The organism is Alkalicoccus luteus, assembly GCF_012034335.1.
Taxonomy (GTDB): domain Bacteria; phylum Bacillota; class Bacilli; order Bacillales; family Salisediminibacteriaceae; genus Alkalicoccus; species Alkalicoccus luteus_A.
Window position 1 is genome coordinate 120,347 of sequence record NZ_JAATHJ010000005.1, and the last position, 13,289, is coordinate 133,635.

The window sequence follows — 13,289 nt, forward strand, 5'->3', positions numbered from 1 at the left end:
CGGCAGAAGGAAAGAAGGCTTCTGCTTGCAGGAAAAGCTTTGGAAACGTCATAATAGGATAGTAAAGGAGGAAAGCGGAATGGGAACACTTTGGTTTGGCGGAACAATCATACCGATGACAGAGGAAGAGCGCAGGGAAGAGGCAGTTTTTACAAAAGACGGTTTTGTTGTGGCGCTGGGCTCTGAACAAGCACTTCGTTCAGAATTTGCATCATCCATCGACCGGGAAGTCGATCTGCGCGGGGGTGCGCTTTATCCAGGTTTTATCGACAGTCACCTGCACATGATCGGACACGGAGAAAAATTGCTGAAGCTCGACGTTTCATCTGTTACGAGCCTTGATCAGCTGAAAAGGCTGCTCGAGCAGCAGGCATCAGCAGTTCCTGAAGGAGAATGGGTGCTGGCAGAAGGCTTTAACGAAAATCTGTATGAAAACCGGACAGTTCCGGACAGGCTGTTTCTGGACGACATATCTGTTACAAAACCGATTATGATTACGCGGGTATGCAGACATGCGATGGTGGTGAATACGGCTGCTCTGCAGCTTGCTGGTATTTCCAGAGGAACAGAGTCTCCGTCCGGAGGCAGAATTGAACGGTGGGAAGACGGAGAGCCGACTGGTTATCTGCACGATCAGGCGCAGGAGCTGATCAAGCCTTATCTGCCGAAGATCGACCGGGACTATGTGAAACGGGCGTTGGAAACATCGCTCGCCGATTTGTATCAGCATGGGTTTACAGGCGGGCATACAGAGGATTTGTTTTATTACAATAAACCGGAGGAAACAGCTTCTGTTTTTCGGGAAGTCATTGGCTCTCACCGAAAATTCCGCACGAATCTGCTGGTACATCATGAGGCTGCTGACGTGATTGATACGTTTCCGGATTCGGAATTTCTCAAGCCAGGCTCTGTAAAGCTGTTTGCTGATGGTGCGCTCGGAGGGAGAACGGCGCTGTTAAAGGCTCCCTATTCTGATGCGGATACGACCGGAGTGGCGATACATACACCGCAGCAGCTGGAGTCAATTGTGAAAAAGGCGAGAGCCATTCAAATGCCGGTGGCAGTGCATACGATCGGCGATGAGGCATTGGAGATGGCGGTGACGGCAATTGAAAACCAGCCTCCGCCACCGGGGAAACGGGATCGGCTGATTCATCTGCAGGTAACGACACCCGAACTCCGCAGCCGTCTGAAAAAGCTCGATGTCGTACTTGATATCCAGCCGCGCTTCACGGCGTCTGATTTTCCGTGGGTCATGGATCGTCTCGGACAGGATCGGCTGCCGGACTCCTTTGCGTGGAAAACACTGCTGGAGGACGGGCTGGTTTGTGCCGGAGGATCGGACGCTCCGATTGAACCGGTCGATCCACTGCTCGGCATTCATGCAGCTGTCACGCGCCGTCGTCCGGAAGAAGACCATGACGGCTGGCTCCCTGATCAGAAGCTGACGCTTTTTGAGGCGCTGCGTCTGTTCACCTCGGGAAGTGCTGCTGCAGTCTGTGAAGAAGATGTGGCAGGGATCGTGGAGCCGGGGTACCGGGCTGATTTTACTGTCCTCAGCAGGGATTTGTCTCTGCTGGAGCCGAATGAGTGGCTGCACGCTGAGACAGTGATGACAGTCGTGGATGATACGATCGTCTATCATCGTAATCAGGAGCTCGTCGAACAACGATAACCCCGCATCTGCAAAGCAGAGCGGGGCCGGAAGCCAGCTTAAAGAAAGCTGCGCTTTACTTTATGGTAGAAGAGATTGTCTTTCATACGAAGCGTTTTGACGACTCGGTCGGATACCTTTACGTGCAGCTCATGACTGTGCCGGATGCCCATCGCTTCATTGTCGATGCCGACGATCGGATGGTCGTTGCCATCCTGCACAATTTTAAGCGTAAGCTCTCGTTCTTTCCCCATCACGAGCGGAGAACCAAGCGTACGGTAGCGGTTGTTGTTGACGGAAGCCATTTCCGTCAGCTGCATGGAAGGAAGCTTAGGGTCTACGATAGCGCCCCCGAGTGATTTGTTGTATGCAGTGCTTCCCGTAGGCGTGGAGACGAGAAGCCCGTCGCCGCGGAAGGTTTCAAAGTAAAGACCGTCCACATAAACATCAATGACAAACGTCTTAATAATGTTCGAGCGGATGGACAATTCGTTCAGGCAGTGAAACTTTTGCCCGTCGTCAGTCGTAACTTCCAGTGTCGGGTAGCGCAGTACTTCCACCATGTCAGACTGCATCGCAAGTTCGATGCGGTCCGGATCGTGAATACTGAAGTCGGTATAAAAGCCGAACTCTCCGTCATTGACGCCGATATAAAGCGCGTCTTCCCGGAAGCCGGTCTTTTGAAGCGCCTGCAGAAATGTTCCGTCACCGCCGAAGCTTGCAATGATGTTGGCATCTTTCGGGTGATCGACAAGCTTGAACCCGTATTTCCGGCCAAGTTCGCGGAACTCAAGTATTTTTTGTTCGATTTCTTCTGTTTTTTTGGAAAACAGATAGACATTTTTGCGGTCTGTCATAGCGTAAGCCACCCTTTCTGATTCCAATCAGGATACGTACATGTTTATTCTACCAAAACAGACAGAACCGCGCAGTAAGGAAGAAAAACAACAATAGAGGAGGAGTACATAATGAATGCAAAACGCTGGATTGCACTCGTAGCTGTATTAGCGATTATTGCGGTATCAGGGGCGGTCAGTCTCGTTACCTCACCTGCTGATACAGATGATTTTGCAGGAGGATTTCCCGGTTTTTCCGAAGAACCGGTTCAGGAACGGCTCGTAGAACAAGGAACAGATGAAGGGAAAATTGCGGTTATCCGTCTTGAAGGCATAATCCAGGCCGGGGGAGATGCCCTTTTCGGTGGCGGATATAACCATCAGCTTCTGCTCGATCAGCTTGACCATGCAGCACGTGATGCGTCGGTTGATGGTATTGTGCTGCGTGTAGACACACCCGGGGGAGGCGTCGTGGAAAGCGATGAAATTCACGACAAAATCGTAGAAGTACGTGATGAATACGCGAAGGATGTTTACGTCTCAATGGGCGGACAGGCTGCAAGTGGCGGCTACTATGTAGCTGCGCCCGCAAACCGCATTTATGCGAACGGACAGACCATTACGGGCTCACTGGGAGTTATCATGCAGTCGATTAATTTTGCGGAGCTCGCAGATGAGCTCGGTATCAGTGACCAGACGATTAAAAGCGGGGAGTTTAAAGATATTATGTCGGCTACTCGTGAGATGACCGACGAGGACGAAGAAATTCTTCAGTCGATCGTGGACGATGCGTACGAGCAATTTCTGGGAGTGATTGAAGACGGCCGCGATTTGAGTCGCTCAGAAGTTGAGGAGCTCGCTGACGGACGTATTTTTACAGGCAATCAGGCTGTTGAGAACGGGCTGATTGACGATCTCGGAAACCTGGAAGACGTGATTGAGGACATGAAAGCAGATATCGGCCGTGACACGGATGTTGTCGAATACGAGCAAGGATTCGGATTTGGCTCCTTTTTCGGCTTAACGATGGACCAGCTGTTTGAACAGCGCCAGCTGAATCAGCTGACGGAATGGCTGCAGCAAAATCAGGGCGGCAGACTCCTGTATCTCTATACGAATTGAGGTGAGCAATCATGAATGAAAGTGTGGAATCAACAGAAGCAATCGAAACGGAACGAATAAAAGAAACTAGCGAAGCGCCGGCCGCTCAAGCTGTAGACTATATGCAGGCAGGCTTCTGGATCCGCTTATGGGCGTACACCGTTGATATTATCGTAACGTTTTCTGCAGGTGCAGCTGTCACGGGACTATATATGGCAGTAACAGGAACCGATTTGACGATTCTTACGTTCAGCGTAAGCGGCATTCTGTCCGGAATGGTCACGTTTTTATATTTCATCCTGCTTACCAAGTATTTCGGGAGGACGCTCGGCAAGCAGCTGTTCGGTCTGCGGGTCGTATCCTACAGGAAGGAAGAAATGTCCTGGATGGATGTGTTATTCCGGGAATTTGTCGGCCGGTTTCTGCACCGGTTTCTCGTTGTCACGAATGCACTGTACCTTGTCGTTGCGTTTCATCCGAAAAAACGAGGAATCCATGATTTTCTCGGAGATACGGTTGTGGTGATGGAAAAACGAGCCATGGTAACGGTGCCGGAACGTGCTGAAAAAGAACCGCAGCAATTGGAAAGTTCACCAAGCGTATGATAGAGTAGGATCGTAAACGAATGAAATGAAAGGGTGGATAACGATGGGAATTACGTTCAAGGATAAGCCTGTTACACTCAGCGGAGAACAGCCGCAGACGGGGGAGAAAGCTCCTTCATTTACCGTGCTTGGAACCGATTTATCTGAGGTGACATTCGAAGCAGGAACGAAAACGCTCATCAGTGTTGTTCCGTCCATTGATACGAGTACGTGCGATAAGCAGACCCGAACATTCAATGAAGAAGCGGCTGCAGTCGATAACGCAGAAATCTGGACGATCAGCGCGGACCTGCCATTTGCTCAGCGCCGGTGGTGCGCAAATGCCGGGCTCGAGGGGGCTCACATTTATTCTGACCACAAAACGCTTGATTTCGGAATGGCCTACGGCCTGGTAATCGAAGAGCTTCGGCTCCTGTCACGAGCAGTATTTGTCGTCGATAGCTCCGGAACGATTGTTTACAGTGAAGTTGTCGGAGAAGTAAGCGGTCACCCGGATTATGAAAAAGCAGTTGAAGCATTGAAGCAAGCTGAATAAGGCCCTGAGCCTCAGCGAACAGGATACAGTGGGAACGGAGCTGACCGGTGATTGCCGGGTCAGCTCCGTTCTGTTACGTCGTATTCTGTCCGAAACTGAACGCTGCCGGAATAGCAGCATGTTGAAAGAAGGCGTTTTAGGTGAGATGGATACACCCATACTTATACATGATTTATACTCCGGTGATCGCGCTGTATCTGCTTGTGGTTTTTACCGGAAATCCGCTGCTGGACTGGCTGCTGGCACCCGCCGCGGTAATTCTGCTGCTCTTATCTTATCCAGGAGCGCCGCGCCTGTTCAAAGTTCTCGGTGCCGGATTTATGGGAGCGGGAGCTTTTTTTCACTGGTACGCCGGCGGCTCGCTGTCAGAAGTTCCGTTTCTTCTGACTGATAACTATGGGCTGCTCGCGCTCCTCCTTATGCTTCCGTGGATGAAAAGCGTCGTGGAGAGCGGAAAGTTTGACCGGAAAATTGCTGAACTGCTTCGTGTGAATGCTGACAGTCTCGGCAATTTGTATCCTCGAAGCTTATTTACATCGGTTATTTTGACGGCCTTTTTAAACCTTTCTGCTGCCCCGATTTCACAGGGCGTGCTGCGAAAGAATCTAGCTTCTTTGCCGATGCGGCTTCGGAACACGTTTATCAGCAGAGCAACGCTGCGGGGAAATGCGCTCGCTCTTATTTGGAGTCCGCTTGAAGTTCTGATCGCACTAACGATATTTATTACCGGCACTGCGTATCTGGAGCTTTTGCCGTGGCTTTTACTGATTGCGCTGCTCATGTTTTGCGGGGATGCGTTGTGGAACTATTTTCGCTACCGAAAGGAGCCGCTCGATCAGGAGGGAATGGTGTCGCTTGACTGGAGCGGCTGGAAACGGCTTGTTGGCAGCATGGCCCACTTATTCGCCGCGCTCAGCGTTTTTCTGGCAGCTGTTATTATTATGGGAAACGTGACCGGCTTTGACTTTATTCTGACCGTCACGCTGCTGATTTTTCCGTTTGCCTTCTGCTGGTCCGTGTTTTTGCGGAGGCGCCGCCGATTTCTTCGTATTGGCTGGCAGACGTGGAAAGAGAAAACAAATACAATGCAGCACTTTTTTGTTTTGTTTCTGACTCTCTCCTTTTTTGCTTCTGCGCTTGAACAAACAGGGCTGCTGGAGATGCTGGAAGCTCCTGTCATGTATGTGCAGGATTACCCGATTCTCGTCTTTATGCTGATTCAGGCCAGCTTCGTGTTTCTCAGTCTCTTCGGCGTTCACCCCATTGCCACAATCGGAATTCTCAGTTCACTAAGTCCGCTGCTGATGAGCGTGATCAGTCCGCTTAGCCTCTCGATTATTTTGATTACGAGTTCGATCGCAACATTGACTGTCAACACGTACGGCTTGTTTGTACAAATTACCTCCGCCAACCTTGGAGAGAATCCGTACCGAATATCCTTGCACAATCTGGGATTCGCCGGAGCCTTTTTTATCGTCAGTATTTTCGTTGCTTATCTGGTTCTGTAAAAGGTGTTTCGGTTTTCGGACAGATTATTATCTGCTAAGCTGTATGGTTGGAAATGACTTTAGGAAAGAAGGGATGGCCAATGCAGGAGTCAACAAAAACGGAAGCTTATTTTCAAGTGCTTGACCAAGGAGCAGAAAAGATTCGAAGTATAGAAGATAATCTCTATATAGAAGCGCTCGGAACGATGGGAGAAATGTTGTTTCAGCGGGATTTCACACCTGCCGGAGAAGATCTGCGATTAGAGCTGGAGCAGTCAGCAGCTTCGCTTCCAAAAGAAATGCACCGGGAAGAAGTCCGAAGAGCGATTCAGCTAGCCGTTTTGAAAGGCATGAAAGAAGCGGTTCAGCCGCACCACGCCATGACGCCGGATGCAGTAGCGCTTTTTATGGGTTACTTGACGAATCTGCTGCTGAAAAAAGAAGAAGGAAAACCGGTATTGCTTGACCCGGCAGTGGGCAGCGGGAACCTGATGACAGCTGTGCTCAATCAGTTGTCTGAAGATGCTCATTTTGTTGCGGCAGAACCTGATGAAACCCTGCTGAAACTCGCTTTCATGAACGCCAACCTGCAGGAGCATGAAGTGGATCTGTTCCATCAGGACAGCGTGGCTTCACCGCTTCTCGATCACGCAGACGCTGTCGTATGCGATCTCCCTGCAGGGTATTATCCCGATGATGAGACCGCAGCAGGATTCAAGGTTAAAGCAAAAGACGAAAAAACGTATGTGCATCATCTGCTGATTGAGCGGTCTATCCGCCACGTTAAGGAGGGGGGCTTTCTCATTCTGCTCGTTCCGAATCAGCTGTTTCAGTCTGATCAATCTGCCGGGCTCCAGGAGATGATACGGGAGCAGGCCCACATTTATGCCGTACTGCAGCTGCCTGAAACGATGTTTAAGACGCGTAGTTCCGGGAAAAGTATGTTGATCCTGCGTAAGAAAAAGGATGGAATTATACCACCATCGCAGGCGCTGCTTGCTGAAATGCCGTCATTCACAAAAGAGGCTGCCCTAGCCGACATGATGAAGCGGATATCCGGATGGATTGAAGAGAACGTTCACGGATGACTGTATCAGTGCAGAATGAATTTAATATAGTATAGATTTTAATACAGCTAAGTAAACCCTTTCATTTCAGTGTTTATGAAATGATATTGTGTTACAATTCTGTTTATATATTTAATTAGCACAGAGGTTGCATTCTGCTCTGCACAGTGTTTTAATTATGGTTGACGAACAATCGTATACACTCGATGAAGGAGCGATGAACAGATGTCGAAAATCATGGCGATCAACGCCGGCAGCTCATCTTTGAAGTTTCAGCTGCTGACAATGCCTGAAGAGACGGTCGTAACAAAGGGCCTTGTGGAACGAATTGGAATGGATGACGCTGTATTTGCTATAGAAGTAGACGGAGAAAAGAAAAAAGAAACAACGTCGATCCCGGATCACGCTGAAGCAGTCCGACTGCTGCTAGATAAGCTGACCCGCTATCGCATTATTGCTTCTCTGGATGAAATTGAAGGAATCGGTCACCGTGTTGTGCACGGGGGAGAGAAATTCAACGATTCCGTCTTTATCACAGATGACGTAATCCAGGGTATTGAGGATGTGTCAGAGCTTGCACCGCTGCACAACCCGGCAAACCTTACCGGCATCCGGGCTTTTCGTGAAGTCCTGCCGAACGTCCCTGCAGTTGCGGTGTTCGACACGGCTTTTCACCAGACAATGCCGGAAGAATCCTATCTTTACAGCCTCCCTTATGAATACTATGAAAAGTACGGTATTCGTAAATACGGATTTCACGGAACCTCTCACAAGTATGTGTCTGAGCGTGCATCGGAAATGCTCGGACGTCCTGTAGAAAACCTGCGCCTTATTTCCTGCCACTTGGGCAACGGCGCATCGATTGCTGCGATTGACGGTGGAAAATCCATTGACACATCTATGGGCTTTACACCGCTTGCAGGTGTTACGATGGGGACGCGTTCCGGAAATATTGACCCGGCCTTGATCCCATACATTATGGGAAAGGCAGATCTGAGTGCTGAAGAAGTAATGAACGTACTGAACAAACGCAGCGGCATGCTCGCATTGTCCGGTTTTTCCAGCGACCTGCGGGATATTGAGCTTCAGGCTTCAGATGGAAATGAACGAGCTAAGCTGGCGCTGGATGTCTTCACCTCCCGTATTCATAAATATATCGGTTCTTACGCAGCTCGTATGCACGGGCTCGATGCGGTTATTTTCACAGCAGGAATTGGTGAAAACAGTGACGTCATTCGTGCACAGGTGCTGAAAGGCCTCGAATTCATGGGCATTTACTGGGACCCTGCATTGAATAAAACCCGCGGGGAAGAGGCGTTTATTAATTATCCGCATTCTCCGGTAAAAGTGCTAGTTATTCCTACAAATGAAGAAGTGATGATTGCACGCGACACGCTGCGACTTGCTCAATAGACTGCAAAAATCTGTTTACAGCCGTTCCGCTCTCGGAACGGCTTTTTGATTGAAGCCAATGATGAAAAAGAATATGACATTTGTCATATGATCGGCCTGACAGCTGTGTCTACCTTATGTGTTTCTCCGAGTGTAAACTGACATTACAGAAACAAACAACTGGAGGAATCATTATGAGCCGGCAACAGCTAGCAGAACTTAAAAAAAGCGTCGCACCATTCGCAGCTTCCGATACAAAAAAAAGCATTTGGCAGATCGTTAATTCGATTGTTCCGCTTCTCCTGTTATGGTATGGAGCATACGTAAGCCTGTCTGTTTCCTATTGGCTGACTCTGCCGATTCTAGTCGTAGCAGCAGGATTTGTCGTCCGGACATTTATTATCTTTCACGATTGCACACACGGCTCCTTTTTTAAAAGCGCAAAAGCAAACAAGGCGGTCGGATTCCTGACAGGTGTTATCACTCACTTCGCCTTCGAAAAGTGGAAGCGCAGCCATACGATTCACCATGCGACGAGCGGTAATCTGGATAAGCGCGGCACGGGAGACATATGGATCATGACAGTAGAAGAATACGCTGCAGCCAGATTCTTGCAGCGCATGTCCTATCGCCTTTACCGCAACCCGATTGTCATGTTCGGACTCGGTCCAATTTTCCTCTTTCTCGTGGATAACAGGTTCAATCGTCGCGGCGCAAAGAAAAAAGAGCGCTTGAATACTCACCTCATTACAGCGACAATTGCGGTCATCTACGCACTGCTTATTTGGGCAGTCGGCCTTCAAGCGTTCCTGCTCATTCAGCTGCCGATCCTCTTCATTTCCGGAGCTCTCGGTATTTGGCTGTTTTATGTACAGCATCAGTTTGAAGATTCGTATTTTGAAAATGAATCAGAGTGGGACTTCGTTAAAGCGGCAGTCGACGGCAGCTCTTATTATCAGCTGCCGAAAGTGGTGCAGTGGCTTACTGGTAACATCGGCTACCATCATGTCCATCACCTCAGTCCGAAAGTGCCAAACTACCGGCTTGAGCAGACACACGAGAACACGGCGCCTCTGCAAAAGGTAACCACTATCACGCTTTGGACGAGCCTGAAAGCCGTTAACTTCAGACTGTATGATGAAAAGAACAAGCGATTCACCGGATATGGAGCAGCTAAAAAATTAAGAGCTGTCCCGACAAAGGTCAGCCCACCTTCAAAAACTCAAAAGGGAGCATAACTGGTAAGAAGCCGCCTGTTCGAATGGCGGCTTTTTTCAATGATCAAAAACGATATGCATGTCCAGTGCTCCCGGCAGGACCAGCTTTTTGATACAATAAGAGAAGAGCTGTTTTTTACAGCCGTGTGGGAGGATGGATGCATTCGCGACCCATGACGAACGATCGGAAGAGGTGCCCGCATGAAAAACTGGTTTCACATATTTCCGCAGCATACTGGCTTAAGTTTATATGCCTGGATCATTTTCTGTCTGCTGCCTTTTTATTTCGTAATCGCCAATTCGGCTCCGCGGGAGATCGTTGCAGGTGTTCTGATGATTATGATCTTTTTTGCTGCCTATCGCTTTTCCTTCGTGAAAAGAGGCTGGATTGTTTATGCAGCTGTCGGGATTGAATTAGCCGTCAGCATCGGGATGACTCTTTATTTCGGATACATCTATTTCTTTTTGTTTCTCGCTTTCTTTATCGGCAATATCACGCAGCGCCGCGAATTTGTACTCCTCTACATCCTGAACGTTACGGCAGGCGTTTCATCTGCCGCATTCGGTTTTTATATTCAAAGTGAAATTTTTATGATGCAGCTCCCGTTTATTGTAATCAGTCTGATCGGCATCCTGCTGCTTCCGTTTACGATTTATTTGCGTAAAAAGCAGGAGAAGCTGGAGGGGGAACTGAAGGACGCTAATAAAAAGATTTCCCAGCTTATCGTGATGGAGGAACGTCAGCGTATTGCAAGGGACCTGCATGATACGCTCGGTCAAAAGCTGTCACTGATTGGACTTAAGAGCGACCTTGCAGAGAAGCTGATTGACATTAACTCGCAGGAGGCTAAAAAAGAGGTCGGGGATATTAACCGCACGGCCCGGCTTGCACTAAAAGAAGTGCGGGAACTCGTCTCAGATATGCGCGGGACTCGGCTCAGCGAAGAGATGCGGCACGTTCAGGAGATACTGGAAATAGCCGGGATTAACCTTCACGTAACCGGCAGTCCGGAACTGAAAGAAGTACCGCTGCTCGCAGAAAATACGCTCAGCATGTGCGTAAAAGAAGCAGTGACAAATATTGTGAAGCACAGCAGCGCGACGCTGTGTGAGATTGACATATCGGATTCAGCAGGAGAAATCATGGTGAATGTGAAAGACAATGGAAGCGGATTTTCCCTTCACACCGTGCAGCTGAATGAAAGTGGCATTCAAGGTATGAAGGAACGACTCGAATTTGTAAACGGCACGCTGGATATTGAGTCGAAGAAAGGTACAAGCTTGTTCATGCGGATTCCGCGGATTGTTCAGCCGATCAGAAAGGAGAGGCAGCTATGATACGAATCGTGCTCGCAGAAGATCAGCAGATGCTGCTTGGTGCGCTGGGGACGCTGCTTGGTCTGAAGGAGGATATGGAGGTTGTTGGAAAAGCGGGTAACGGGGAAGAAGCGGTGGATATGGTACGCCGGCTCAATCCGGATGTCTGTATTATGGATATCGAAATGCCTTCCAAGACAGGGCTGGATGCTGCAGAAGAGTTGATAAATCATCCGTGCCGCATCATCATTCTGACAACCTTTGCCCGCTCGGGTTATTTTCAGCGTGCAAGAAAAGCCGGAGTCAGCGGTTACTTGCTTAAGGACAGCCCAAGTGAGGATCTGGCTGACTCCATCCGTACGATTATGAACGGCCGCAAAGTATACGCACCGGAGCTGATTGATGTTGCATACAATACACCTAATCCTCTGACGGAGAGAGAGAAGGAAGTGATGAAGCTGGTGGCGGAAGGACAAACGACGAAGCAAATTTCAGCAGCGTTGTATTTAACAAACGGTACAGTCCGAAACTATATTTCTTCGACGCTGGACAAGCTGGAAGTATCCAACCGAATCGCGGCTGTCACATTGTGCAAAGAAGAAGGGTGGCTGGACTAGCCGGACTACACATGGAAACCGCCTGCGGATATGTCCGCAGGCGGTTTCAGTTTAAATGTTATCAGCGTCCGTCTGTAGCGTTTTCGGTACGGACGATTAATACGTCGCATTTTGCATGGCGTGTAATGTGTTCGGATACACTTCCGATCAGAAACCGTTCTACCGCGTTCAGACCTGTGGCACCAGTAACGATTAAGTCAACTTCATGTTTTTTGGCAACATCTTTCGCAATTTTAACTTTAGGAGAACCGTAATCCAGAATCAGAGTGACATCAGTCAGTCCCTGGTCTTCAGCAAGCTTCTTGTATTCATTCAGCATATCTTTGGCGTACTGCTCTGCTTCGGAAAAGATCGTGCGGTCATAATGCTCGACTGAAGCGAATGTCCTCGTATCAACAATGTGTGCAAGTAAGAGCTTGGCTTCGTGATCTTTCGCCAGAAGGGCCGCTTTGCGAAAAGCCCGCTTTGCTTCATCAGAGCCATCAACAGCAACGAGAATGTTAGTATAACGAACAGACATTGGTAACGCCTCCCATTTCCCAAAGTGCCGGTTTACCCGGTTATATTGTCATTCTACCATACTTATTCCCGAAAATATGGAATGAAAACGCATTATCGACTTCTTTAATGCTTCGCAGTTGAGAACAAAGACGGATTCAGCCACAATAGACATATAACAATGCGAAGGTGGTTTTGGAATTGCGGCATGCTATTATTACGGCTGGAACGAAAGGTCTCGGCAGAAAGATGACGGAAACAATGCTGAAGGCCGGCTATGCAGTAACCGTGAATTACCGTTCTGACATAGAGGCGGTGCGTGAAAGACAGCAGGACTGGCTGGACTATGAAGACAGAATTCAGTTTGTTCAGGGCGACGTTCAGAATAAAGAGGATCTGAACCGTCTTGCAGACGAAGGGCTGAAGCGGTTTGGAAGAATAGATGTCCTACTCCTCAATGCAGGTCCTTATATTTTTGAGCGGAAGGCGCTTGCTGACTATGAGGACAGCGAATGGCATGAAATGATTAACGGTAATTTGAATGCAGCTTTTTATCTGCTGAAAAAAGTGATACCTGTTATGCGCAGCCAGCAGTTTGGCCGGGTGGTTACATATGGCTTTCAGGGAGCCGATCATTCGCCGGGCTGGCTGTTCCGGGCAGCTTTTGCAGCGTCAAAAGCAGGACTTGCTTCTTTAACAAAATCGCTGGCAATTGAAGAAGCGCCGAACGGCATCACGGCTAATATGGTATGCCCAGGTGAAATTCTGGATGAGATGAAGGAAAGCTCCATTTCGTATTCACGCAGTCAGCCTGATGAGAAAACGCCGGTCGGACGGAGTGGCACCGGAGAAGATATCGCGCGCACGGTCATGTTTCTCTTAGATGAAAAAGCAGACATGATAACCGGCAGCGTTATTGAAGTAACCGGAGGACTGGACGTTCTTCATAAGCACCGGTCCTAG

Annotated in this window: 13 protein-coding genes; 11 read left to right on the forward strand and 2 right to left on the reverse strand. The window is 49.0% G+C overall.

All coding sequences use genetic code 11. The features are described from left to right. Positions 1 to 79 precede the first annotated feature (79 nt). The gene (locus HCN83_RS05275) at positions 80 to 1,675 is read left to right on the forward strand and encodes an amidohydrolase (RefSeq protein WP_168005277.1); all 1,596 of its coding nucleotides are present in this window, start codon (positions 80 to 82) and stop codon (positions 1,673 to 1,675) included. Between the two features lie 38 nt (positions 1,676 to 1,713). Here HCN83_RS05275 and HCN83_RS05280 read toward each other — a convergent pair whose 3' ends face one another. Further along, positions 1,714 to 2,511 (reverse strand): NAD kinase, encoded by a 798-nt coding sequence (locus HCN83_RS05280; protein WP_168005278.1) that lies wholly within the window; start codon positions 2,509 to 2,511, stop codon positions 1,714 to 1,716. A gap of 111 nt (positions 2,512 to 2,622) precedes the next feature. Here HCN83_RS05280 and sppA point away from each other — a divergent pair, with 111 nt between their 5' ends. From sppA to HCN83_RS05325, 9 genes are all read left to right on the forward strand, one after another. Next, a complete protein-coding gene (gene sppA, locus HCN83_RS05285; RefSeq protein WP_168005279.1) occupies positions 2,623 to 3,612 on the forward strand; it encodes a signal peptide peptidase SppA in 990 nt (329 codons plus the stop codon). Between the two features lie 11 nt (positions 3,613 to 3,623). Continuing rightward, positions 3,624 to 4,196 (forward strand): RDD family protein, encoded by a 573-nt coding sequence (locus HCN83_RS05290; protein ID WP_168005280.1) that lies wholly within the window; start codon positions 3,624 to 3,626, stop codon positions 4,194 to 4,196. A gap of 43 nt (positions 4,197 to 4,239) precedes the next feature. After that, positions 4,240 to 4,731 carry a thiol peroxidase gene (gene tpx / locus HCN83_RS05295; protein WP_168005281.1) on the forward strand — a complete coding sequence of 164 codons (492 nt, stop codon included), beginning with the start codon at positions 4,240 to 4,242 and terminating at the stop codon, positions 4,729 to 4,731. Between the two features lie 140 nt (positions 4,732 to 4,871). Next, positions 4,872 to 6,239 carry a hypothetical protein gene (locus HCN83_RS05300; RefSeq protein WP_168005282.1) on the forward strand — a complete coding sequence of 456 codons (1,368 nt, stop codon included), beginning with the start codon at positions 4,872 to 4,874 and terminating at the stop codon, positions 6,237 to 6,239. A gap of 80 nt (positions 6,240 to 6,319) precedes the next feature. Next, positions 6,320 to 7,306 carry a class I SAM-dependent methyltransferase gene (locus tag HCN83_RS05305; protein WP_168005283.1) on the forward strand — a complete coding sequence of 329 codons (987 nt, stop codon included), beginning with the start codon at positions 6,320 to 6,322 and terminating at the stop codon, positions 7,304 to 7,306. 204 nt (positions 7,307 to 7,510) lie between these two features. Continuing rightward, positions 7,511 to 8,698, forward strand: a complete 1,188-nt coding sequence (locus tag HCN83_RS05310; protein WP_168005284.1) for an acetate kinase — start codon at positions 7,511 to 7,513, stop codon at positions 8,696 to 8,698. Between the two features lie 173 nt (positions 8,699 to 8,871). Further along, positions 8,872 to 9,915 carry a fatty acid desaturase gene (locus HCN83_RS05315; RefSeq protein ID WP_168005285.1) on the forward strand — a complete coding sequence of 348 codons (1,044 nt, stop codon included), beginning with the start codon at positions 8,872 to 8,874 and terminating at the stop codon, positions 9,913 to 9,915. A gap of 180 nt (positions 9,916 to 10,095) precedes the next feature. Next, entirely contained in the window at positions 10,096 to 11,232 is a 1,137-nt protein-coding gene (locus tag HCN83_RS05320) for a sensor histidine kinase (protein ID WP_168005286.1), read from the forward strand. Continuing rightward, positions 11,229 to 11,828, forward strand: coding sequence for a response regulator transcription factor (locus tag HCN83_RS05325; protein ID WP_168005287.1), 600 nt, complete (start codon positions 11,229 to 11,231; stop codon positions 11,826 to 11,828). The genes HCN83_RS05320 and HCN83_RS05325 overlap by 4 nt, the downstream gene beginning before the upstream one ends. Before the next feature lie 61 nt (positions 11,829 to 11,889). Here the strand turns inward: HCN83_RS05325 and HCN83_RS05330 are convergent, their stop codons facing one another. Beyond that, positions 11,890 to 12,348 carry a universal stress protein gene (locus tag HCN83_RS05330; RefSeq protein ID WP_168005288.1) on the reverse strand — a complete coding sequence of 153 codons (459 nt, stop codon included), beginning with the start codon at positions 12,346 to 12,348 and terminating at the stop codon, positions 11,890 to 11,892. Positions 12,349 to 12,527: 179 nt separating this feature from the next. On the opposite strand from HCN83_RS05330, the gene HCN83_RS05335 reads away from it, so the two are divergent. Beyond that, entirely contained in the window at positions 12,528 to 13,289 is a 762-nt protein-coding gene (locus HCN83_RS05335) for an SDR family oxidoreductase (RefSeq protein WP_168005289.1), read from the forward strand.